20 protein-coding genes are annotated in these 24,676 nt (G+C 42.5%); 15 read left to right on the plus strand and 5 right to left on the minus strand.

Annotation, left to right across the window (positions count from 1 at the left end):
• The first annotated feature begins 1 nt into the window (after position 1).
• The 5 genes from OA91_RS04430 (at position 2) to OA91_RS04450 (ending at position 5,222) form a co-directional block, all read left to right on the plus strand.
• Positions 2 to 754: a M15 family metallopeptidase gene (locus OA91_RS04430; protein ID WP_063336511.1), complete on the plus strand. Its 753-nt coding sequence runs from the start codon at positions 2 to 4 to the stop codon at positions 752 to 754.
• Positions 755 to 1,034: 280 nt separating this feature from the next.
• Positions 1,035 to 1,853 (plus strand): hypothetical protein, encoded by an 819-nt coding sequence (locus tag OA91_RS04435; protein ID WP_063336512.1) that lies wholly within the window; start codon positions 1,035 to 1,037, stop codon positions 1,851 to 1,853.
• A gap of 2 nt (positions 1,854 to 1,855) precedes the next feature.
• Positions 1,856 to 2,755 carry a hypothetical protein gene (locus OA91_RS04440; protein WP_063336513.1) on the plus strand — a complete coding sequence of 300 codons (900 nt, stop codon included), beginning with the start codon at positions 1,856 to 1,858 and terminating at the stop codon, positions 2,753 to 2,755.
• Between the two features lie 5 nt (positions 2,756 to 2,760).
• Entirely contained in the window at positions 2,761 to 4,350 is a 1,590-nt protein-coding gene (locus OA91_RS04445; RefSeq protein ID WP_063336514.1) for an asparaginase domain-containing protein, read from the plus strand.
• A 62-nt stretch (positions 4,351 to 4,412) separates the two neighbouring features.
• Positions 4,413 to 5,222 (plus strand): hypothetical protein, encoded by an 810-nt coding sequence (locus OA91_RS04450; RefSeq protein ID WP_063336515.1) that lies wholly within the window; start codon positions 4,413 to 4,415, stop codon positions 5,220 to 5,222.
• A gap of 79 nt (positions 5,223 to 5,301) precedes the next feature.
• Here OA91_RS04450 and OA91_RS04455 read toward each other — a convergent pair whose 3' ends face one another.
• Positions 5,302 to 6,162: an SDR family oxidoreductase gene (locus OA91_RS04455; RefSeq protein ID WP_063336516.1), complete on the minus strand. Its 861-nt coding sequence runs from the start codon at positions 6,160 to 6,162 to the stop codon at positions 5,302 to 5,304.
• 130 nt (positions 6,163 to 6,292) lie between these two features.
• Between OA91_RS04455 and OA91_RS04460 the strand changes: the two genes are divergently transcribed.
• Complete coding sequence (locus tag OA91_RS04460; protein ID WP_063336517.1) at positions 6,293 to 7,189, plus strand: LysR family transcriptional regulator; 897 nt, start codon at positions 6,293 to 6,295, stop codon at positions 7,187 to 7,189.
• 444 nt (positions 7,190 to 7,633) lie between these two features.
• On the opposite strand, the gene OA91_RS04470 is transcribed toward OA91_RS04460, so the two are convergent.
• From OA91_RS04470 to OA91_RS04480, 3 genes are all read right to left on the minus strand, one after another.
• Positions 7,634 to 8,437, minus strand: coding sequence for a LuxR C-terminal-related transcriptional regulator (locus tag OA91_RS04470; protein ID WP_046018723.1), 804 nt, complete (start codon positions 8,435 to 8,437; stop codon positions 7,634 to 7,636).
• 139 nt (positions 8,438 to 8,576) lie between these two features.
• On the minus strand, positions 8,577 to 9,965 hold the full coding sequence (locus OA91_RS04475; protein WP_063336518.1) for an aspartate aminotransferase family protein: 1,389 nt from the start codon (positions 9,963 to 9,965) through the stop codon (positions 8,577 to 8,579).
• 269 nt (positions 9,966 to 10,234) lie between these two features.
• Entirely contained in the window at positions 10,235 to 10,954 is a 720-nt protein-coding gene (locus OA91_RS04480; protein ID WP_063336519.1) for a GntR family transcriptional regulator, read from the minus strand.
• 220 nt (positions 10,955 to 11,174) lie between these two features.
• Between OA91_RS04480 and OA91_RS04485 the strand changes: the two genes are divergently transcribed.
• From OA91_RS04485 to OA91_RS04515, 7 genes are all read left to right on the plus strand, one after another.
• On the plus strand, positions 11,175 to 12,512 hold the full coding sequence (locus tag OA91_RS04485; protein WP_046018726.1) for a glutamine synthetase family protein: 1,338 nt from the start codon (positions 11,175 to 11,177) through the stop codon (positions 12,510 to 12,512).
• Positions 12,513 to 12,809: 297 nt separating this feature from the next.
• On the plus strand, positions 12,810 to 13,907 hold the full coding sequence (locus tag OA91_RS04490) for a polyamine ABC transporter substrate-binding protein (protein ID WP_046018727.1): 1,098 nt from the start codon (positions 12,810 to 12,812) through the stop codon (positions 13,905 to 13,907).
• A 236-nt stretch (positions 13,908 to 14,143) separates the two neighbouring features.
• The gene (locus tag OA91_RS04495; protein WP_046018768.1) at positions 14,144 to 15,304 is read left to right on the plus strand and encodes an ABC transporter ATP-binding protein; all 1,161 of its coding nucleotides are present in this window, start codon (positions 14,144 to 14,146) and stop codon (positions 15,302 to 15,304) included.
• Entirely contained in the window at positions 15,301 to 16,257 is a 957-nt protein-coding gene (locus tag OA91_RS04500; protein WP_046018728.1) for an ABC transporter permease subunit, read from the plus strand. The genes OA91_RS04495 and OA91_RS04500 overlap by 4 nt, the downstream gene beginning before the upstream one ends.
• Positions 16,257 to 17,078: an ABC transporter permease subunit gene (locus OA91_RS04505; RefSeq protein ID WP_046018729.1), complete on the plus strand. Its 822-nt coding sequence runs from the start codon at positions 16,257 to 16,259 to the stop codon at positions 17,076 to 17,078. The genes OA91_RS04500 and OA91_RS04505 overlap by 1 nt, the downstream gene beginning before the upstream one ends.
• A 65-nt stretch (positions 17,079 to 17,143) precedes the next feature.
• Positions 17,144 to 17,878 (plus strand): glutamine amidotransferase-related protein, encoded by a 735-nt coding sequence (locus tag OA91_RS04510; RefSeq protein ID WP_063336520.1) that lies wholly within the window; start codon positions 17,144 to 17,146, stop codon positions 17,876 to 17,878.
• 150 nt (positions 17,879 to 18,028) lie between these two features.
• On the plus strand, positions 18,029 to 20,005 hold the full coding sequence (locus tag OA91_RS04515) for a methyl-accepting chemotaxis protein (RefSeq protein WP_063336521.1): 1,977 nt from the start codon (positions 18,029 to 18,031) through the stop codon (positions 20,003 to 20,005).
• Between the two features lie 30 nt (positions 20,006 to 20,035).
• Here OA91_RS04515 and OA91_RS04520 read toward each other — a convergent pair whose 3' ends face one another.
• On the minus strand, positions 20,036 to 21,091 hold the full coding sequence (locus tag OA91_RS04520) for a hypothetical protein (protein ID WP_046018732.1): 1,056 nt from the start codon (positions 21,089 to 21,091) through the stop codon (positions 20,036 to 20,038).
• Between the two features lie 409 nt (positions 21,092 to 21,500).
• Here OA91_RS04520 and OA91_RS04525 point away from each other — a divergent pair, with 409 nt between their 5' ends.
• Both OA91_RS04525 and OA91_RS04530 read left to right on the plus strand, forming a co-directional pair.
• Entirely contained in the window at positions 21,501 to 22,541 is a 1,041-nt protein-coding gene (locus OA91_RS04525; RefSeq protein ID WP_063336522.1) for an AraC family transcriptional regulator, read from the plus strand.
• A 302-nt stretch (positions 22,542 to 22,843) separates the two neighbouring features.
• Entirely contained in the window at positions 22,844 to 24,673 is a 1,830-nt protein-coding gene (locus tag OA91_RS04530) for a long-chain-acyl-CoA synthetase (RefSeq protein WP_063336523.1), read from the plus strand.
• Positions 24,674 to 24,676 lie beyond the last annotated feature (3 nt).

The following is a 24,676-nucleotide window of genomic DNA, read 5'->3' on the forward strand; positions in this document are numbered from 1 at the left end:
TATGAAGCATTTAATAGAGACGCCAATCCCGAGTACTTCAGAGTTTTCTTGGGAGTTTTATAAAGAGATTCCGATACGTGATATGGGAGAAGATCTAATTCCCTTAAGCACATCGGATCGACTCGTGACTTATCCTTTTTACGCAAAAATGGGCATAGCCACCGCCATGCCAGAATGCTTTGTGCGAGAAGGCGTATTTGAAAAGTTGCATCAGGCAACCAAACTTATTCCATCGAACATCAAAATAGTGGTGCTAGATGGCTGGCGTCCTTATTCAGTACAACAGTACTTGTATGACACCCTGATTAATATTTTGAAGAAGAGTTTCCCAGATCACCCTGAAAGCCATTTGCATGAAAAAGCAAAGCGGCTGGTTTCACCGCCCAGTGCAGATGTTAAATCGCCTAGTCCACATCTTACGGGAGGCTCAGTAGATGTGACTCTATGTGATGAAATGGGGCGCTTTTTAGAGATGGGCACTCACTTTGATGAGGCCAATGAACGCTCTTGGACTGATGCCCTTGAAACTGAAAAAAGTGATAAAAGCAGGGCAAAAGAAAATCGACGTATCCTTTATCACGCCATGTTAGAGGTGGGGTTTACTAACCTGCCTAGTGAATGGTGGCATTATGATTTTGGTAATCAATTATGGGCCTATCGAACAGGCAAAGATGAAGCTCTCTATGGATCAACTCGCCCAAGGGACATTATTAAACAATGGGAAAGCGAGATAGTAGAGAACAAGTTTATTTAAATTTAGGTTAAGCATCCTAATGAATTTCCGTTAGGTTTACGCCACGCTTTTTTACCCAAAAGCGTGGCGTTTTTTTAATACCTAATTAGCCTCCTCAAAACGTATTTCATCAGATTTACGATGCGCTGTAATTTGCTGTAATACTGTATTTCAAAGTCCCTTCTATATTTATGTGTCCGGTTAATTTGAGTCATAACCTCAATTAATTAGATTCCCTTCTTAGTAATCAGAACATGAAACAGTCAATTTAATAATTAGATACATAAAACAAGGACCGACTATGTGCACTATTGGTGTTGTGTTTGAAGGTAAAAAAATCAATACATTTAAGCAATGCGATCTAATACCTATTACAGAGTTTAATGAGCCTGATGTTCGACAAGGTATAAATGGCGTGACCCATTACACCGCTATGACAAGGCAGGGGAGTGATGGTATTTGGGCTGGGGTTAATGATGCTGGAGTGGCATTTGTTGCTGCTGATTCATATACCACCACAGCGGCTAACTATGCAGCGAGTAGTGAAGATGTTGAAGCTTTATTTGCTGCTTATGAAACGAGTATTAGAAGTTATACTAACGCTGAAGAAGCTGCAAATAGTCTTGCAGACTTTTATCGAACAATGGGGAAATCAAAGCCTTTTCCTGCGCCTGATATTTCTTTAATTACAGGTTGGACTGATGCTGAAAAAACACAGCCTGTCGCGATATTTATTGAATACATGCCAAATCCATTTAACCAAGAGTCTGTACGAATTATCCGCCGTACAGAAGGGCATTTTGTATCTACCAATAATTTTAGGTTACAGCCTGATTCCGTGAACTATCCTGCCAATCACAGTACTTACTTGCGCCTACAAAGAGCTGAGTTACTACTGCAATTAGAGCCAAATCACGATGGAATAAAGGCCATGTTATGTGATCAGTATTATGGCAAAAATGAACTTTCCATCTGCCGAGAAACAGCCTATCCCGGAATAGAGTTTCATACCCAAGCAAGTGCGTTATTTAGTGCAGATGTGAATGATGAAGTGGTATCTGAGTATCAAATTAACGGCAACCCTAAAACTAATCCGCTAGTTGTTTTTACAGGGAGTTAAACATGGAAAATATTAAACTAAGTTATGATTTTAATGATAATTCTGCTATCGAACCGCCACAATTAGGCTTCCATTATGTAGACCAAGGAAACTATCAAACCTTGCCATTAGTCTCTGGCCAACCTTTAACAATTTATTCTGATAGTGCGACCTCTTGTATTATAACTTTAGTGCTTTCGCAAAAGGGGGAGGAAAGTTTTATCTCCTTGGCGCACCTAGATAGTCCTAGTTGTATTCAGGCCTTTTTTGACATTATTGCGGCGATGGATGCTGACACTTATCAAGTCACTGCCCAAGGCGCCAACCCCGCAGATAATGACACTTCAAAAGAAAATGCAGAGCAGCTTTTAGCCTGTATTGATACTTTAGGTTCTAAGGTAATCAGTAGTGAGTTATCGATTTTACAAGGAGACCCAAGAGTCGATAATCGTGGTGACTTTGGACTAAGTTTTGATGGGGATCAAATTGCGTTAGCAACAAATCAGCCGTATAAATTGCAGCTATTTCAACGGGATCCAAGCTGTGGTGGGCAAACCGTGTATTGCATTATGCGTAGGCAAGAACAACCCCCAATTCAGATACGAAATGCCAGCTTACCTTTTACCCATGCTGAGTTGGTTGAGCTAGCTTCCATTGCTATTCAGTTTAGAAAAGATCCATCTGATCCTAACTCAGCATTTACCAATATTGTGAACCTTGAAAGTGACGAAATCCGCCAAGCTTGGTCAACCACTCCTGAATATGAAGCGCCTTGGTTCTCCGACCAATTAAAATTAGGCGCTGCTTTTGCCATTGCTATGGCACCTGTCGTGAGCTTAAGTGAGCTCCATTTGAATAAGTCGACACCGCCAAGTTTTAGCAGGCTCAAATCTGCTGTGTTATCTCAACCTATCAAGGAGTGAAGCGTATGAAGATTGCAGTGATAAATACTGGTGGCACTATTAGTTGTATTGGTAACCCTTTAGCGCCTATGACAGCAGAGAGTTTTGCGGCCGCTAGTGAAACCTTATTGAACCCTATCTTAAAGCAGGCTTTTCCTGATTTAGAGATAAGTTATCTGTGTAATATCGAGTTTCCAGAATCCTCTAGTAAAACGTTAGATAGCACTAATTTACAGCCAAGTGACTGGTGCATTATGGCTAAAGGCGTATTAGATAATTATCAAGAATTTGATGGTTTTCTTATCTTACATGGCACGGACAGCATGGATTTTACAGGGGGCGCTTTACCCTTCTTACTGAATGGGTTTGACGAAAAAGGGATAGGCACAGCGGTGTTAAGTAAGCCTGTTATTATTACCGGTTCTCAAGTGCCGCTATATTATCAAGATGATGCACAAGCACCACTAACGCTTAATTTTAATACTGACGCTTTTCAAAATATGTGTGGTGCTATGGCTTCGGCACGAACAGGTGTGCCAGAAGTGTGTGTGTATTTTCAAAATCACCTTTACCGTGGCAATCGTGCAATTAAAGTAAACGCCAGTGAATTTGATGCTTTTGCAACACCAAACTACCCTGCGTTGGCTGAATTTGGGGTGGAATTAAGCCTCTTTAGCGAACATTGGTTACCTGGTCCTGTACATGATTCGGTAAGCCTAGATAATGCAAATGTCTTAGAAAAACAGCAGACGAATCTTGCTCAAATTAATACTAATATTGATCAATTCCCTGTGGCTCAACTCAATGCTTTTCCTGCTCACTACTCTCAGACAACAGGCACTGCTTTCATGGCAGAAATCATAAATACCATGGTGAATGCGGGAGCTAAAGGTTTAGTGCTTGAGTCTTACGGGGAAGGTAACTTCCCATCTGGTAATCCTGACTCTCCTTCAGATGGTGCCATTTATCAGGCCTTAAATAGTGCGAATACACAGGGGGTTAATATTATTGATTGTACCCAGGTGATTAGCGGCACGGTGAATAATAGTGCTTATGCATCGGGTGCTTGGTTGCCTCAAGTCGGCGCGTTGAATCCAGCGGATATGACTCCCATGACAGCACTCGCTAAGTTAACAATTCTTGCTAGCTTGAGTGAGATAGATGGTTGGGATAGAGCTAATCTACAGACACTTTGCCAAAGTAACTTAGTCGGTGAAATGGCAAGTATTAACAACCTTGATAGTCGAACAAACTCAAGGCTCATGCCCGGTCAGGCTATTCATTCCCTCGATGGCAGTGTAAGCCTAATCAATGATCAAGCTTTAGGGCCGAGGTTAATGGTGGTAAGTAGTGAGCAACTTCTATGGCAGCTTCCTGTCGCGCTTCAAAGTTCAGATATGCCTGGGCTTCTCGTGATGCAAGATGATGGCAACTTGGTCTTTTATAGTCGTACTAATCAAGCATTATGGGCAAGTAATACTAATAACCCTGCTGGGGCGTCTTCAAAATTCTTTCTCAATGGTTCCTATAAAAGTGCCAATGAAAACTCAATAAGTCTTCAGATTTATAATTATTCTGCCAATGTGACTAGCGCTTTTCTCTATCGTGCTGAGTAAAAAGAACACTTTAATTTTTATTGATTAAGGTGAATAACTAGGATGTTAATAAGGAAATATTTATGTCATCAAATTCAAGACAGTTTAAGTTAAGTGGTGTGATTGCGTCCCATGATCAATTTCATCAGGAAACCCATGCTCTTATGTTAGGTGCGACGCCTGATGAGCATTATATCGCGCCTAAAGTAATATCTGTGGATATCAGTGTACCTGTCTCTAAAACGATTGGTGTTCCTCAATATTCAGATACTGTTTATGGGGAGGCCGCTGGGCAATATGATCCTGCCGGTGATTGTCAGGGCAACTTCATGTCTAGTAAGTTTCAACCGAATAATAATTGTTATGCTTATGGTTGTAATATCACGCCTAATACCTTTCCTCAACCGGGGCGTCAGAGTGGTTACTTGCTAGTGGCAGAGGACTTTAAAAAACCGTTTGATGCGTTAGGTGAGCAAGTCAGTAGCTATGCTATAAAAGATGGTTTGCAATTGGCAGGTAGAACATTCGAAGAGCTGATGGCGTTTAAGTCGAGTCAGCAAGGCACCAATCCTAAAGGCTTAGGAGCTGGCTATCTTGCTGGGCATTTTGTTGCTTTGATGGTTTCCACTGCTGGGGATGCAAACTGGCCGGGAGATTATCATTGGGCTCGTTGTGATAACTCTGCAGGGGCTTGTGATTCATGGTCGCAAAAAGATGGCTCAGATCAAGTTACTAACTTTGACTTTGCAGGTAACGCGATTACAAACCCTATGACAGCAAATTGGTCTGTAAACCAAGGGCCTGTCTCAAGTTCGGATAACAGAGAGATGCTTGTTAGCTATGATTTTTACTGTTTTATGTTTGTGCCAGAAGCAGGCGTAAAAATTATTTAATCCTGCCATCTAAAGTGTATTGACCTAAAAGGCTCTGATCTGATGGAACAGAGCCTTTTTTATAGACTTGCTTGCCTCTTTACTTGCTTGCTAATGCTGCTTTAATCGAATGCTGAATCATGGTGGTTGGACGGGCAATTAGCTGACTTAGAGTGTGGCTATCGTCGAACAAAGCACCTTCTAGCATTAGCGCATCAGAGTCTGCCAATACCGCTGCAAAGCCTTCAGGTAAACCAATTTCTACTAACATAGCGGTATATTCCGCTTCGCTTAAACCTTGATAAACAATGGCTTGGCCTGTCTGCTTAGCTATCTCAGCGGCGTAGTCTGCTTGGGTAAAGGCTTGATCACCTGCTAGTTCATACACCTTGCCAATATGAGCTTGAGAGTTGGTGAGTACAACGGCAGCCGCTTCGGCATAATCAAGGCGAGCAGCAGGGGTTATTTTCCCTTCACCACCGGCACCCACAACGGCTTTGTGTTCTAGTACCGCTGCAATGTTGCCTGTGTAGTTCTCGTTGTACCAGCCATTACGCAGTACAGTAGCTGGGATACCTGAGTCTTTAATCGCTTGCTCTGTGACCTTGTGCTCTTGCGCTAGAATCATTTTTGATGTGTCTGCTTTTAGCAAGCTGGTGTAAGCAAGAAAGCTCACCTTCGCTTCTTTCGCTGCATCAATAACCGCTTGGTGTTGCGGCGCTCTTTGGCCTACTTCACTGCCAGAAATCAATAATAGCTTGTCCACACCTTGTAACGCAGTTGCTAGCGTATCAGCTTGGTTATAATCTGCTTTACGCACCTGAATCCCTTGCGCTTTAAGTGCCTCTGCTTTTTCTGGGCTACGTACTAATGCAATAACCTGATCCGCAGAAACGCGCTTAAGTAGTTCAGCAATAACCAATTGGCCTAGTTGTCCGTTTGCACCTGTTACAGCAATCATAATTTTCTCCTAAATATTTTATTTAAAGTGTTAAGGCTGATGCTTTGGGCTCGCCCTAGTAATGCAACAAAGTATGGGGAATAATGATTGTGTCGAATAGATGGTTAAAACTTAATGGAGTGTTCGGATTTTGAGTACAATTGATTTTTCACATCTTAAGCATATGGCGATCTTTGTCGCAGTCGTAGAAGCAGGCAGCTTTGCTGCAGCCGCTCGTAAGCTTCATTCCAGCCGATCTAGAGTGAGCGAACAGGTTGCTCAGTTTGAAGCCGCTGCTGGTATGCGCTTATTACATAGGTCAACACGCCAACTGGCTTTAACCTCAGAAGGGGAAAAGGTGTATGCCAAGGCGAAAATCTTGCCCGGGCTTATTCATGAGATAGAAGCCGTTGCGTCCCCCGCTGAACCAAGCGGCCGCGTGGCGATTAGTACTACCCATGATATTGCGATTAAGCATCTGATTCCTGTGTTGAGTGAATTTCAGCGACGCTACCCTAAAGTACAAGTTGATCTGATTATTTCGGATCAGAAGATGGACCTTATCGCCGAACAAATCGACATGGCGATACGCATCGGCTTGCCGAATGACGATTCCTTGATTGGCCGTGTTATGTATGAAGAACGCTCTACTTTATACGCTAGCCCTGCTTATCTTAAAGAGCATGGCATGCCTAAAAGCATAGAAGAGCTTGCTCAACATAAATGGATATCCTTGACCCAAATGAGCCAAAACGGCGAGCAAAACTTACAACATGAAGAGCAGCATTATCACTTCACCCCAAGCCATTATCATCAAACTAACTCTCCCTTAGTTGCCCAAAGCATGACGCTGGCTGGTTATGGTATAGGGGTACATTTACCTCTGACGGTGAAGGATGAATGTAAGGCGGGGCTACTTGTACCGATCGGATTGGGGATGAGTGCTTTTAGTGCTGTGTTTACTTTGGTTTATCCGTCCCGCAAGCAGGTACCAGCAAGAACTAGAGCTTTAATTGATTATCTACTATCCTCTGATATCTTCTCTTAAAAGCTGCTGTGCTTGATTATGTTTTGTTAAAAAGCAACTCAAAATGCTCACTTATCACGATAAGCTCCGCTTTTTCGTTTACTTTTTGCCTCACCTAATCTTCGCTCGCGACGCTTTTTGGTGGCATTAAGATAGTTGTACTTAAATTGAAGGAGAGCTGCTGCGCTCGGCTTTCTGTTAGCAATGACTTTGTTTTGGATTGCTTTGAGGTTATTCCTTGGTGAAGGCTTTTGCTTTTTTGATTCTAAGGAGCCTTTAAAAACGAACTGAGCGAAGGTCAGACAAGGCAAGCTGTGACGAAAAATGTGAGCTTATAGTTATAAGTGAGCATTTTGAGAAGCAGCTTAACGAAGTATGGCCGATGATCAGGCGTTTTATCCTCCAAGGTGAGCATTTTGAGGAAAAGTTTAACGCAGCATGATCGATGATCAGGCGTTTTAGCCCCTAATGAGAGTCAAGCTCGTTCAAATGTGCGAGGAAGAGAGTAAAGATCTCCGACTGTGTCGAGGTATCGAGTCGAGTATGTATATTCTTCCTATGTACCTTAACTGTGCCTAAACTAATATTTAGTTGGTTAGCGATCACTTTCGATGAATGACCTTGTAATATAAGACCTGATATCTCTTGTTCCCGTTTTGTGAGTATGCCTCGGCCAAAGCTGCTGAGGGCTTGTTTCATAACGCTGTCGGACTTTTCGTACTGCACATATTCATGGGATTGCGATAACCAGAATTGTCTCACTAGGGAGGCAATAACAGGGAAGATATCCTGTAGGTGGTGCATCTCATTACGTGTGATTGTGCCAAGGCTGGTCTTGCGGTTTAGGGAGATCGCAAAGGTGACTTTCTCGTCCAGATGTATGATGAGGTTAACCTCATCCACTAGGTCAAAATTCTTATAACAGGTTTGGTAATACTCTGTTTGATCAAAGGAGTCTGGGGCAATTTCGGCCAGTCGGCTCACTCCTTCATTCGCACCGCTTTGTATCTTGTTGAAAAGCGGGTCCAAGATAAAGGCTTTATTAATATATTGGTGCAGGGTTGGGCTTTGCTCAGCTGGGTCAGTAGGGAAGAGCATAATGGGTTTAAAAGACTTTTTATAAGTGACCATGAGGGCACTGTTAAAGTGGCATTGGGTCTCTAAAAAATCGGCTAGGGCTTTAGGGAAACTACGCAGGCGGATATGGTCAATGAGTGCGGCAAGATCCTTATGTAGGGAGTCATTGTCTTGAGCGTATCTGTTATGCATGGCAAGTTTCTCGTTATGACTTTGAGTGTATGAGCCGTTAAGTCCTCCCTTTACTATAACGGCTTTTTACAAAATGGGTGTTATCTGTGAATGGCGTCCTGCCACTCATCTTCTATGATACTTCTGATAAGGAGTAACTTTAGCGATCTCTTACATCCGCCAAGGTTAGGTTAAAGCAATGGCGTGCCTTTTCACATAACTCGTCGACTTCTTCATGGCTAATGACAAGGGGTGGTGATAGCACCATACGACTGCCTACGGCACGCATAATTAAGCCGTTTTCAAAGCAGTGATCACGGCAAATTAAACCAACATCCACATCATCGCCGAAGAAGGTTTTACTGTCTTTATCTTTTACTAGGGCAATACCTGCAACGAGCCCAATCCCTTCAATATGGCCAACAAGCGGGTGGTTTTCTAAGACATTTCTAAGCTGCTTTTGAAAGTATGGGCCTATGTCATCTTTCACATATTGCACGATATTCTCTTGCTTCATCAGGCGGATGTTTTCTAGTGCCACAGCCGCAGCAACAGGGTGGCCTGAATAGGTATAACCATGGTTGAAATCATCATCATGGGCGAGCAGTGTTTCGCTGATGCGTTTTCCTACTGCCACAGCCGCAATCGGCAGATAGCCAGAAGACAAACCTTTTGCCATGGAAATAATGTCTGGTTTGATATTAAAGGTATCGCTACCAAACCAACCGCCAGTGCGGCCAAAACCACAGATAACTTCATCGACTGCCAATAAAATATCGTACTTTTGGCAAATTCTTTGAATCTCAGGCCAGTAACTTGCTGGTGGCACTATGACACCGCCAGCCCCTTGAATAGGCTCAGCAATAAAGGCGGCAACACGATGGGCACCAAGGGCGAGAATCTTTTCTTCTAGTGCTTGAGCACAGGCAAGGCCAAATTCATCTGGTGTCATATCACCGGCTTCACCATACCAATAAGGTTGGCAAATACGTTCGATATCTGGCACTAAAGGCGCACCTTGTTTATGCATGCCACTCATGCCGCCTAAGCTTGTACCAGCGAGTGTACTGCCATGGTAAGCATTCTCGCGGCTGATGATGATGCTTTTTTCCGGCTGCTCTTTTAGCACCCAATGGTGTCTTACCAAACGTAATATCGTATCAATTGCTTCTGAGCCTGAGTTGGCAAAAAAGATGTGATCCAAACCTTCTGGGGTAATACTCGCGACTTCTTTCGCCAGCTTAGCTGCTGGCAAGTGGGTCGTTTGAAAGAAGGTGTTGTAAAAAGGCAGTTGCTGCATTTGCTTGGTGGCAGCATCCACTAACTCTTGGCGACCATAACCCATGTTGACGCACCAAAGGCCTGCCATGCCGTCCAGCATCTTATTGCCATCTTGGTCCCACACATAAATGCCTTGGGCTTTGTCGATAACACGAGCGCCCTTGTCATTGAGTGCTTGGCTATTGGTAAAGGGGTGAAGGTGGTGTGTGGCATCCATTTCCTGCACATCTTGTCTGCTAAAAGTCACTGTGTTGTTCTGGTCTAGCATCACTTACTCCTCGGGCAAAGCCGCACAAAGGTTATCTCTGTTTCATTCTATTACCAGGTAAAAGTCAGCCTGATTTTGAATACTGCTTGATGATTATTTAATCTAATGTGATTTTCATTTTGTGATCACAAAATTTAAAAGTCAAACAAAAATATTGGAAAACTGAATGTGTCTCTTGTATTTCAGCGAGTTATAAGTGAAGGATAAAGGAGAATAAATAGAAGGTTTAAAATTGATTTTAGGAAGGCGATAAAGCCGTAATAGAGAGGTTAATTACGGCCTGCGTAGGCACACTCTTCGATAAAGTGATGTAGTCTTTCTGGGGTAGAAACAAAGGCAATACCTTCGCGAATATCAGCATTGATAGCGAGCTGTAATGCAAGGGCATCTTTGTTCTCTATGGCTCTCATTGCCTCATCGTGGCGGTCTACCACATAGTGCTCTTTAAGGTGGCGACTGGCTAAACTTAAAAATGGACCTAGCTGTAACCAGAGACTTTCGATGAGAGGCATACTAATTTGATGTGGGTTTGCCGTATAAAGTGCGCGATGGAAGTCTTGATTTAAGAGATTGATTCTTTCTAAGTTACCTTCTTCTTGGGCCGCATCAATAAGTCGGTCTAACTCTCTCAAACCCTTTAATTTAGGGCTGTCTATATAAGGTAAGGCGCGAGAAGCCGCATGGGATTCGAGTGCCATTCTGGCTTCGCAAAGCTCGGTGAATTTCATGGCGGTCATGTTAGGAACCATGACACGGCGATTATCTTTTATTTCTAATGCATTCTCCGTCGCTAATTGACGTAGGGCTTCACGCACAGGCATTGGGCTAACCCCTAATATGCCCGCTAACTCTCTGATGGTAAGTGCGCGTCCCGGTAAGATCTGCCCATTCATGACGGCATGTCGTAATGTTTCATATACCCATTTAGAGATAGTTACACTCTCATCCCGTTCAGTTAAGGTAAATTTTATCGGTGACTTCTTATCCATGGTTTTTATATTTCTGGCTAAATTTCATCATATTCTAAAGCGATCACCTTATTGGTTGAATCTTTATTTTGAAAAAATAACAGAAGATGACCAATATTACATAAAAGCCTTTGCTGAGTGTATTTGTGATCACGAAAGTAGTAGTGTGAATTATAACATTACAAAATGACATAAATTTGCGCACTCATGCTGCGACAAAGATTATTAGAGAGAATCTAAAATGCCTGTTCATAGCGAAAAAGAATTCGATCTGTTTATTACTGACTTAAACGGTAACTTACGTGGTAAGCGCATGCCTGCCAATTCAATCAATAAGGTGATGGAAGAGGGGGTTAAGCTACCTCGTTCTGTTATCGGCTTTGATTTTTGGGGCGATGATGTGCTGGATAATGGTTTGGTATTTGAAACCGGCGACAGTGATGGCATTTGCATGCCTGTTCATGAAGAGCCTATTCCTGTTTCTTGGGCAGAGTCTCCGCGCGCACAAATACTGGCCACCATGTTTAACCCAGATGGAACGCCTTTTGGTGCTGATCCGAGACAGGTATTAGCGGGTGTGGTTGATAAGTTTAAAGCACTAGGTTTAACCCCTGTGGTGGCGACTGAGCTTGAATTTTACTTGATGGACGCTAAGTCCGAAGAAACTCAGCGCCCTCAACCTCCTGTGTTAGTAGAAGGTCATGGCCGTCGTTTAATCGAGACTGATTGTTACTCGATTGATGAAATGGATGGTTTATCGTCTTTCTTTGCAGAAGTGAGAAAAGTCTGTGAAGAGCAAGGAGTACCTGCTGACACCATTATTTCTGAACTTGGGCCTGGTCAGTTTGAGATTAACCTAGAGCATGTGGATAACCCTATGCTAGCAGGTGATCAGGCGATTATGTTTAAGCGCCTAGTAAAAGGTCTTGCACGTAAACATGGCCATCTTGCTACCTTTATGGCGAAACCTTATGCCAAGAAGAGTGGTAACGGCTTCCATGTACATTTCAGCCTGTTAAATGAAGCGGGTGATAATGTATTTGATAATGGCGGTGAAGAAGGTACGGATGTTCTTAAGCATGCTGTTGCAGGTTTGATGCATACCATGGCTGATAGCATGCTAGCGTTTGCGCCCCATATGAACTCATATCGTCGCTTTATGGTAGGTGCCCATGCACCAACATGTGCCAGCTGGGGTTATGAAAACCGTACTGTCGCGATTCGTATTCCAGATAGTCCAAATGTTGCTCGTCGTATCGAACACAGGGTATCAGGTGCGGATGCTAACCCTTATCTAGTGCTGGCGACCATTCTTGCTGGTGCCCTGTATGGTATCGAGAATAAGCTGATGCCACCTTCTCCTATTACAGGTGATGCCTACACAGAAGTGAATCCTGCCTTGGTGCTGCCTAATAAGTGGGATGATGCCACAGAGAGCTTCTTTAAAAGTGATGTGCTAAGAGAATATTTGGGTGAAGAATTTGTTCGCGTTTTTACGGCTGCTAAACGTCAGGAGCAGAGAAAACTACATGAACAGATTTCAGATATCGAATACGAATCTTATCTAGGATACTTATAAAAAATACCCTAATTAGCCATTTATCCGATTTAACTCATTGAAATACAATGGCTTTTCAAAATACCCTTAAAGGGGTATATAGATACAGATAGGGCTGGCGTAAATTTAATACTGCAGATGAAGAGTGTTAAAGAAGAGAGGCAATAAAGTTTCTCTTCTTATAAAAAAATAAAAAAAATCGATGTTTTGATGAGCTAAATATGAAAGGAGAAGCCTGAGCCTTTCTTGGCCTCATTGTTGCTTTTAAATCATCATATAAATTGCGTAGCTAAGGCTACACTAATTGGAGAAATTAACATGCATCATAAGAAACTTGGCTTAGCTGCCGCTCTTACTTTAACGCTGACAGCGCCAATGACAATGGCAAAAGACACGGTTGTGAATATCTACAACTGGTCTGATTATATTGACCCAGCCATTCTGGAAAAATTCGAAACCCAAACAGGCATCAAAATTAACTATGATGTGTATGACTCTAACGAAGTGCTTGAAGCTAAGTTGATGTCAGGTTCAACGGGTTATGATGTTGTTATGCCGACAGGGTCTTTTTTAGAGCGCCAAGCACTAGCAGGCGTATATGCTGAAATCGATCGTAGCCAACTAAAAAATATTGGCAACCTAGATGCTGAAATGGCGAGTAAAGTGGCATTGCACGATGCAGGTAACAAGCATAATGTGCCATACACTTGGGGAACCATTGGCCTTGGCTACAATGTTGATATGGTTAAAGCGCGTCTAGGAGATGTGCCTGTAAATAGCTGGGATCTAGTCTTTGATCCCGAGATCGCTGCAAAGTTGTCTGATTGTGGTGTCAGTGTTCTAGATTCGCCTGCTGAAGTGGTTTCTGTGGCATTGAACTATTTAGGGCTTGATCCTAACTCTGAGAAAAAGTCTGACCTGAAAAAAGCCTCTAAGCTGATCTCAGCCTCTCGTTCAAGCTTTACGAAATTCTCTTCTTCACAATATATTTCTGATCTAGCCAATGGCGAACTATGTGTTTCTATGGGTTACAACGGTGATGTATTGCAATCTCAAAGCCGTGCTATTGAAGCGGATCAAGGCATCAATATTAGTTACATCATTCCAAAAGAAGGCTCTTTGGTATGGTTTGATTTGATGGCAATTCCTGCGGATGCACCACATAAAGAAGCCGCTCATAAGTTTATCGACTTTATCCTGCAACCAGAAAATGCAGCAGGCGTATCTAACTATGCTTTCTATGCGGTACCTAATAATAAGGTTGAACCTTACTTATTAGAAGAAGTGAAAAATGATCCTTCGATTTATCCAACGGATGACATTAAAGAAAAGCTTTTCACTCAAAAAGCACACTCAGTTAAGTTCGATCGTTTATTAACTCGTGCTTGGACTAACATTAAAACAGCACGTAATTAAATAAAAATAAGGGAGGCGAAATTGCCTCCCTTATTTTTCCTAAACTTTGAGATAACTGATTGTCTTAAAAATAAAATATTTGCTAGTTTTAAATTGAGCCACTAGCTAAGTGTTCTCCTAACTGAATATTTAGTTAGCGATTCAGTAAATAGCTACCTATCTTCGACAAGTCTTGTTCAGGCTTGATGGGGGCTGTTAGAGCCATTTTATATAATAATTTTAATCGAGGGTTTGCCATGTCTTTCTCTGAGCAGATTGTGCCCAGTCCAACGTCAGCTGAACAGTTACCACTTTGGAAACAAGAAGGTGCTGAGCCATTTTTACGGATAGAAAATGTCACCAAAAACTTTGGTGAATTTAAGGCGGTGGATAATATTTCGCTGGATATCTATAAAAAAGAGCTTTTCTGTTTATTAGGCGGCTCAGGCTCTGGCAAGAGTACTTTATTGCGCATGTTGGCAGGCTTCGAAACGCCAACCAGTGGCCGTATTCTGATTGATGGTGTGGACATGGCGGGCATTCAACCATGGGAGCGTCCCGTCAATATGATGTTCCAATCCTATGCATTATTTCCTCACCTCTCAGTGGCTGACAATGTGGCTTTTGGTCTTAAGCGTGAAGGTGTTGCAAAAGCGGAAATTAAAAAACGTGTGGCTGAGATGCTAGACATGGTTCAACTTGGCCATCTAGGTAAGCGTAAACCGCATCAGCTATCGGGTGGTCAAAGGCAGCGTGTCGCACTGGCTCGTGCTTTGATAAAGCGTCCTAAGCTTTTGTTGCTGGATGAGCCGCTAGGTGCCTTAGATAAAAAACTAAGAGAAGAGACTCAGTTTGAGTTAATCAATATTCAAGAAGAGTTAGGTGTCACCTTTGTGGTGGTAACCCATGACCAAGAAGAGGCCATGACACTTGCGACCCGCATTGGGGTTATGAATCAGGGCATCATAGTGCAGACAGATGAGCCACATGATGTGTATGAGTATCCTAACAGTAAGTTTGTGGCGGACTTTATCGGCTCGGTCAACATGTTTGAAGGTAAGGTGATTCAAGACGAGCCAGATAGTGTACAGATAGATTCAAAAGAAGCGGGTACGACCTTATTTGTGAATCACGGTATTAGCTGCTCGCCTGATCAAGTTGTCAATGTGGCTATTCGTCCTGAAAAGATTCGAATTTCTAAGAAAGAGCCTGAAAAAGGTGTTAACTGCATACAAGGTATCATAGAAGAAATCGCTTATATGGGCAGTCTTTCTGTCTTTAGAGTGCGATTAGCATCAGGTAAAGAGGTCAGAGTGACTCAGCCTAACTTCACTCGAAGCATGGGTGACAGATTTACTTGGAATGATGCTGTCTTTTTACACTGGGATGAAGATAGCAGCGTGGTACTTACATCATGAGCATGTCCTTAGGTTCGGCTGTGATGGACCGCATGGCAGCCAAGTTGCAGAAATATAACTTCGTGAAGAAGATAAACTGGGGAAGAGCGGTTGTTGCTGGTATTCCTACCTTTTGGTTAGGGCTTTTCTTCTTTGTTCCTTTTCTTGTGGTTTTTAAAATCTCGCTAACAGAAGCGGCGATTGCGATTCCGCCTTATTCCGAGTTACTTGAGTGGGATCTAGAAGAAGCCTATATCTCCATCAAGATCAATTTAGGTAATTACCTCTTTTTGTTTGAGGATGACTTTTACCTAGATGCTTATTTAAGCTCGGTAAAAATTGCTGTGTTATCGACTTTCTTTACCTTGCTAGTGGCCTTTCCTATTGCCTATGCCATCGCAAAATCAGATGGCTCTACGCGTGTTTTATTATTGGCTTTGGTGATTCTACCTTTTTGGACCTCTTTCCTTTTAAGGGTTTACGCCTGGATGGAGTTCTTGAAAAAGAACGGCATAGTGAATGAATTCTTGCTGACAATTGGTGTTATTGATGAACCGCTTATCATGCTGCAGACCGACTTTGCCGTTTATATCGGTATTGTTTATACCTATCTGCCTTTCATGGTTTTGCCTTTATACAGCGCCTTGGAAAAAATGGACGGCACCTTGTTAGAAGCTGCTCAAGATTTGGGGAGTAAGCCTACTCAAAGCTTCTTCTTAGTCACCTTACCTTTAGCTATGCCAGGTGTGATAGCAGGTTGTGTCTTAGTCTTTATCCCTGCGGTAGGTGAGTTTGTTATTCCTGCACTGCTAGGTGGTGCGGATACCTTGATGATTGGTCGTGTGCTTTGGGATGAGTTCTTCCTCAACCGTGATTGGCCTATGGCGTCGGCTGTTGCCATTGTGATGCTGGTGGTCTTGGTCTTACCCATAATGTTGATACGTAATTCTCAGGGCAAAGGGGAGGCAGTCTAATGCAAACTAAATCACGTTTTTTAACCGTAACAGCAGGTTTAGGTTATCTGTTTTTATATGCACCTATCTTCTCTTTGATTATCTACAGCTTTAACAAATCTAAGCTGGTAACTGTCTGGGGGGGCTGGTCACTAAAATGGTATAGCGAGCTGTTTGAAAATGAGCAGATCATTAATGCGGCTCTGCTTAGCCTGAAAATTGCCTTTATTAGCGCCACCTTGGCGGTGGTACTTGGCACCATGGCAGGCTTTGTTTTGAGCCGCTTTGGGCCTTTTAAAGGCAAGATGATTCTTTCTGGTTGGGTAACAGCGCCTTTAGTCATGCCTGAGGTAATCACAGGTTTATCTTTGCTCTTATTATTTGTGGCAATGGAGGGTTTGTTTGGCTGGCCATCAGGTCGTGGCACGCTGACCATCATTATTGCTCACACGACTTTCTGTTTGGCTTATGTGGCAGTGATAGTGCAGTCACGTTTAGCTTCTATGGATGAAACCCTAGAAGAAGCGGCGATGGATTTAGGGGCGAAACCTGGATCACTCTTTTTCTTGGTGACCTTGCCTTTGATCATGCCTGCCATTATTTCAGGTTGGTTGTTGTCATTTACCTTGTCTTTGGATGATCTGGTCATTGCCAGCTTCGTATCAGGCCCAGGTAACAGTACCTTGCCTATGGTGATCTTCTCGAAAGTGAGATTAGGGGTCACACCTGAGGTGAATGCACTCGCAACCTTGATGATAGCGGTTGTGGCGATTGGTGTGATTGGCGCTGTGTATCAAATGCGCCGCCAAGCAACACTGACAGTCAAATTAGATGATAAATAGCATAGGGCTTCATAAAGCCCTATGTGAAAAGAAATGAAAATAGGTTTAAAACAGGTACTTCCCAAATGGTTAAGCAATTGAAAATCGGTATTTTGGCAACAGGCATTACACCGGATGAGTTATTAGAAAAGCATGGCTCTTATGCCGATATGTTTGTGGCTTTATTTGATCAAGTGACAGCAGATTTTGAGTATCAGGTATTTGATGTAAGAGAAGATCATTTTCCGGATGATGCCATGCAATGTGATGCTTGGGTGATTACTGGCTCTAAGTTTAATGTTTATCAAAACACCCCATGGATGTTACGCCTTAAGAGCTTGATTCTGGAGATCTCAGTAACGGGTCGTCCTATGGTAGGTATCTGTTTTGGGCATCAAATTATTGCCGATGCGTTTGGTGGTGTGGTCGATAAACACCCAGATGGTTGGGGTGTTGGTTTACATGCTTATCAACTAACTGCTGGGGCTGACTTTATTCAGGGCGCACCTGAATCCTTTGCCATTAGCGCTATGCATCAGGATCAAGTTTTAGAGTTGCCGAAAAATGCCAAGGTCTTTGCTGAATCTGAATTCTGTCTTTATGCTGGCCTGATTTATGATGATCAAATCTTAACGTTTCAAGCTCATCCAGAATTCAACCTTGAGTATGAATATGAGCTGATAGACCTAAGAAAAGGTGACGTCATTCCGCTAGACGTGTGTGAAGTCGGCTTAACTCAAGTGCGTGAAAAAGGGGCCGCAACGGACTCTGTGATGATCGCCCATTGGATGGCTGATTTTTTACGACTGCGAGCTAGCTAGCCGTTGAACCAACAGGCTAAATAGCTTAACTCATCTATTTAGCCTGACTCTCGTACCAATCCTCAAATAACCCTTCAGCTTAATTAGGACCTGTATTTCCTTGGTTAGGGATACGGCCGCTTAAAATGCCCAAAAAGGCAGGAGTCACAGATGAAAATGAGTGTAAGTCAGCGCATTATTATCACTATGGGAAGTGTCCTATTCTTATTTCTCGTGACGTCTTTTGTGTCATTTAAAAGTTTTAATCAAGTGAGTGAGACGGTTAATGCCGTGGTAAATGACAGCTCGCCACGCATGTATATGAGTGCCAATCTAGAAGCCAATTTAGCTCAAACTAAATACCTCTTATTAGCCTTCTTGCATCAGGATACAGCGAGTGATGGCACACTTAATGTGGGCCAGCAGTTGCAAGAGCTAAACGATAAATTCACCTCTAATTTTGATAGCTTAGCCAAGCTAACGAATGGGGAACAAATCGATGAAATTAAAGCGCTTACCCATACCATGTTCCAACATGCTCAGAGCATGATTAATGAGCGTCAAAAATTTAATCAGGCTAAAGCCATTATGGCGGAACATGATGAAGAGTTTCGCTATTTAGTGGATGAACTGCCTTTCACCATAGAAGACTTACTACATGAAGAATACCGCCTTAATTATTTACAGCTGCTAAAGCCGATACATAATGATATGGCGTTTTTGATCAATAAAGTGATGGCTGTGCTTGAGTCTGAGCAGACCAATAATGAACTTATGGCTGAAGTGAAGAAATATGCCGAACGCATTAATACCAAAGTCCAAGAATTAAAGGCGTTAGATGCTGAAGCTTATGAGTCAGTGATTGAAATTTGGCAGCCGTTTGAAGCCCAGCTTTTTGAACCAAATTTAACTCTAATGTCGCAGCTTAAAGCTCAACAAGCCTTGGCTGAATCAAGCGCTCTGTTAGTAAAAATAGAAGGTCTGGTTGCTCAAAATAGTGTGAAAATAGCAGATTTCTCTAATGGCGCAGCTATCCATGCTGATACCTTAGCGAATGAGACAGCAACCAGTGTCAGCCAAGGTAAGCTTTTACTCATTTTAGGAGCTGTACTGGCAGCGGTATTATCTTTGTTACTTGGGTTTACCTTAGTGCGTTATATACAAACCTCGCTAAAGCGTGTGGTTTTGGGGATGTCCCATATGCGCGAAGGGGATCTAGTAAGTCAGGTTGAAGAAAAAGGTCATGATGAGCTGACTCAGCTTACCCAGAGTAGTAATGCCTTGTCCCGTGAATGGCGCAGCTTGGTAAAACAGATTCTAGATACAGTCACCGCCGTTCATACCAGTGCTAATACCAGCCGAGATATAAGCCATACAAGCCTAAGTGGAGTAGAGCAGCAAAGCATGCAAAGTGCTCGATTAGCTGCCACAGCAACGCAAATGGAAGCCAGTGCTTTGGATGTGGCACAGCATGCACAAACTACCTTAGAAGAAGCCGAAAAAGCCCAATCGATTTTGCAAAACAGCCATCAAAGTTTGATTGCAAACAGTGAGCAAATTCAGACCTTGGCGAATCAAGTGGATATGGCGATGGCAGAGGTAACTAGCTTAAAACAAAACAGTGATGCCATTAGTAATATTATCCATGTAATTAAAGAGATTGCCGAACAAACTAACCTGTTAGCTTTGAACGCCGCGATAGAAGCGGCACGAGCGGGGGAAAGTGGCCGTGGCTTCTCTGTGGTTGCTGATGAGGTAAGAAGTCTCGCTAACCGTACTCAAGGCTCGATTAGTGACATTGAAACTCGGGTAGCCAGTTTGCAGTTAGGGGCAGAAAAGACGGCAAAAAGCATGCTGTTCTGTACTGAGCAATCGCAATCGTGCAGTCAGAATTTGTCTCAGAATACGCAGCAATTGGTGCAGGTTTTAGAATCTGTTAGCCAGATGCGAGATATGAATGCTCAGGTTGCCAATGCCACCGATGAGCAGAAACTCACAGTGGCTGATATCAGTCAGAGTCTGAGTCAGATCAACCACATCATGTTAGAAAGCAAAGAAGGCGCAGAACAAGCCAGCGCCCAAGGCGATGGCTTGTTAAGTTTATCCGATGAGTTACTAGCCTTAGTAAAACGCTTTAAAGTGGCTTAAAGCGTTTGCTCAATAGGAGTGAGGCAAGATTTAAAACTCTCGTCTACCGGCTCTTGCTCGATAGGTTTTTGCCACATCGCCTGAGCCCATATACACCCCAGTAGAGCCTAAAATGTTATAACCTTGAGGGCAAATCTGGACATATCTGTGCATGAAGTCATCAATCTCCTCTTTAATAACAGGGGTTCTGATATTGTCCTCTTCGAACTCAGGCTTAGAGTATTCAGATTTTAAGGGGCCAAGGTAACCAAAGAATTTTGCGTTTACATATCCTTTGGATTTTAAATACTTAGCTCCAATGCGGGCGATGCAGTCTGGCCCTACTAGGTGCTCTTTTTTGACTGTCTGGCCATTTTCGATTTTTGTTTTTTGTTTTGCTTGGGTCTCTTTCATCTTTTGAGGGATGATATCGACGCCACTGTAACAAGAGTAGAAATGGATATTACCAGCGTAACTGGTTTTCAAACCGCTGCTGATTAACCTATCACACACTTCAGTCACACTGACTGCTGTCGTGATACTTGCTTCGTTCTCTACGGGTGTATTACGGGTGCTGACATGCGTTGCGCCAATAGAGCCATGTGCTCGGATAAAGATTTCTGAGTTAGTGGTAGGTAAGTCTTTTACCTCGTCACTGACAATTTTATCCTCCCAAATCACGATATCAAATTGGCGATACTTTTTCGCGTCAATACCGCCTGAAAGGTTTACTTTTTCGGCCTCATTCCATTGTTCTGATTTTACTTTGAACTCTTTTGAGTTCTGCCCAGCAAAGGGAATAAATACTAAGCCTTTTGGTTGTGCCTTACCCTGAAAAGGCCCCAGTTTTTTTAAGTAAAACTGGCAATTTACTTCGGCATAAAAGTCATAAACGGCATTTTTTGAGTTTAAATTGGTGGCAAGGAACTCTTTAGGATCTTGTTTTGCCCAATCAACCACACTGGCTTGTAAGGCTCTTAAGTTAAGGTCACTTTTACTTGTATGGTAAGTTGTTAGCTTGGTAATCACTGTATTAAGACGGCTACTTTTAGTATGCCATTTGCCTCTTTTTACATGTGCTTTAAATTTTTCGGCAGAAATAATCATGACTCATCATCCTTAATAAAACGTTATTAATTGAAGGTTTGAAATCGAACTCATTTGCTATGCTATTAACCCTATCAGCCTTATTTCATTCTTTTATTGAAAGCGCAGAAAATTCCTCAATCTTCGGGTTTATGTGAGGCTTTGTATCAGAAAAATATGAGATATTAGGCCTTATGTGCAGTGAGTGTGGAGCCGGTGACGGGTTCTTTTCTGATTGTAATTTTGGGCATTGAAAGCCTAGGAGAGTGCCGCTTAAATTTTAATTTAGCTTTTCCTCATATGTCTTGCAGTCATGACACTTTTTCTACCCGTTAACATTCCTTGGTTTGTAGGGTACTTTTAAACTTCTTATTTTTGCTTTACTAGATGGGCTGCCAGATATATGGAAGCTTGATCAGGGAGAATTTAGTTGCAAGCCACCACATCATCTGCCGCCTTATTAGACCTTTATGAAGTGCTCAATAAAGAGGGCATAGTCTCATCTGATATTGAGTCCCTATTAGGTTATAGCCGAGAACAGCTAAATGACGTGTCATTGCGTGTGCCTGTTCAGCTACAAGAAAGACTTTGGGATTTGGCGATGACAGATGGGGTAAAGCCCAATATTGGCCTGATAGTTGGTACTCAAATCAATACCAAGCTGGTGGGTGTCTTATCTCAATTGTTAATACATTCTGCCGACCTAAGAGAAGCGCTGCAAAACTTTGTGGATAATATTGCCCTGATGAATCAGTGCGAAAAAGTGCAGTTACAAACCTATAAATGGGGCTGTCGTCTTCTGTATAAAAACACCTATCCAAAAGGGATAAGGATTAGTGAAATAGAGCGAAGCTTAAGTGCAGCCATTACCTGGGCTGGTCGTTTGTCTGATACACAGGTTCTACCTATTCGAGTTGGGTTCCCTTATTCAAAGCCTGATTATGTGGCGCAATATCATGAAATATTTGGGCCACAGGTAAATTTTGATCAAGAGTTTGCTTTCATTGATATTGCTAATGACATGCTCGCCCTGCCAATTAAAACCGCGAATGAATTTATTAAAGATGCTCTGCTTGGCTATATAGATAGAAACATGGATAAGGTGAATCAAACTGAGTCTAGTTTACATAGTCAGGTTAAACACCTGATTGCTGAAGGCATTAAAACAGGACGCTTTAATTCCCATGAGGTGGCCATCAAACTCAATATGAGCAGGCAAACCTTACACAGGAAACTTGCACAGGAAGGTACGAATTTCAGAGCCATCTTAGCTGAAGTGAGAAAGGAAAAAGTGGTGCACTTTTTAATTTCTGATCAGCATATCTTTGATGAAATTAGTGAGGCTCTAGGCTTTAAAGAGCCCAGTGCTTTTTATCGTGCTTTTAAATCTTGGTTTAATATGACGCCGAATAAATATCGTCAACTGATGAAACAGCGTTCGCTCATCTCGTCACTTTCTTTAAGGGGTTAGGGAAGCTCTAAGCGAAAACTCTCTTGCCTCTTTTCATCTTATCTCTTCTTTAATTTTCAAATATTAAGTCTTTGGGAACCTAGAATTCGCCTTAGATTCTCTTTTGGCCTTTGTTACTTTTTGTCATTTCTATAAGTCTAGTGAGACAAATTGCCAGTATCTTGCAACATAATGACATAAGTCATACTGAGCAATTTTTATACTCTAAGTAATAATAATTCCTGATAAAGCGGGCCTGAAACTTAGTTGGGTCTCGCTAGAAAATAACAATAAAAAGTATGAAGAAAGCTTAGGAGTCGGTAATGAGTACACAGACACTGATCAGCAAAAGGAAGATAATTAGCAAGGTCCCAAGTATTTTAGCGGGCTTACCTAGTTTGGTAAAAGGATTAAAAATTGCCAACACCTCAGACAAGTCTAAAAACGTGGGGTTAGGTCTCTGTATTGAAAAATGTGTAAATGAGAATCCTGATGGCTTGGCCATTTTATATCAAGATAGGCAGCTTACTTATTTAGAGTTCAATCGCTGGATTAATCGATTAGCGCATTACTTCTTGTCGCAAGGAATCCAAAAAGGAGATTGTATTGCTGTCATGATTGAGAACCGCCCTGAGCTACTTGCGGTAGTCGGTGCCTGCGCCAAAATTGGTGCAATTGCCGCTATGGTGAATACGGCTCAAAAGGGTAAGGTTTTATCCTATAGCATTAACTTGGTTGAACCTAAGATGATGTTAGTGGGCCAAGAGTGTTTAGAAGCGTATCAAGCCATTCGAGAAGAGAGCCATGTTCCTGAAGACAAACATTACTACCTTGCAGATCAAAACACCTTATCGACACCAAGCCAAGCACCTGATGGCTGGCAGAATCTAGCACTGTTGATTGAAGATCAAGGCGAAAGCAATCCAGCCCAATGCCAATCTATTTACCCAGATGATCCTTGTTTTTACATCTATACCTCAGGCACTACTGGGATGCCGAAAGCGGTTGTCTTTAACCATGGCCGCTATATGAAAGCCTACGGTTCATTTGGTTTTGCTTCTGTGCGTTTGAAAGCCTCAGACCGTATGTATGTCCCTTTGCCTTTTTATCATGCTACCGCCATGGCGATTTGCTGGAGCTCAGTACTGGCAGGTAATGCCTGCTTGGTGATGACTAAGAAGTTCAGTGCCAGTGGCTTTTGGCCTGATGTGAAAAAGTACCAAGCTACCTCTTTTGGTTACGTGGGAGAGCTGTGCCGCTATTTAGTAGAGCAAGCGCCTGTGCCTGATGAGGCTCAAAACGGCATAAGAGTGATCGTGGGAAATGGTATGCGAGCTTCTATTTGGGATGAATTTAAGCAGCGCTTTGATATCCCAAAAATTATGGAGTTCTATGCTTCAAGTGAAGGCAATATTGGCTTTACCAATGTGCTTAACTTTGATCGTACCGTGGGCTTCTCTCCTTACCCTTACGCCATTGTTGAGTACGATAAAGAAAATGATAAGGCTTTGACCGATGCCAACGGCAAACTACGTAAAGTGAAGCGTGGCGAAGTGGGTTTATTGATAGGTGAGATCACAACGAAAAGCCCATTTCATGGCTACACAGATGCTGAGAAAAGTGAAAAATGCATCATGCGTAATGTCTTTAAAGAGGGAGATGCTTGGTTTAATACGGGTGACCTGATGCGTGATATCGGCTTTCGTCATGCGCAATTTGTGGACCGCACTGGGGATACTTTTCGCTGGAAAGGGGAGAATGTCTCGACTACCGAAGTAGAGATGCTCATTGATGCGGTCGATAACGTCAGTGAAACCGTGGTGTATGGAGTAGAGATACCGAATACCAATGGTCGTGCTGGTATGGCGTCTATTCGTCTTGATTGTCAGTTAGAGGAATTCGACTTTAATAAGATGCTGAATGAACTGAAAAAAGACATGCCAAACTATGCTATTCCTTTGTTCTTACGTATCAGTAAAGGGGTGGAAATGACGGGTACTTTTAAACATAAAAAAGTCCCTCTTAAAGAGGATGGTTTTTGTCTTAAAAAGGTTCAGGAGCCTCTATATGTTCGCCTGCCAAATAGCGAGGCCTATGTGCCTTTAACACAAGAACTTCAAACTGAAATTGAGCAAGGAACCCATAGGTTCTAATTT

The sequence above is a fragment of the Marinomonas sp. SBI8L genome (genome assembly GCF_001624705.1).
GTDB lineage: Bacteria > Pseudomonadota > Gammaproteobacteria > Pseudomonadales > Marinomonadaceae > Marinomonas.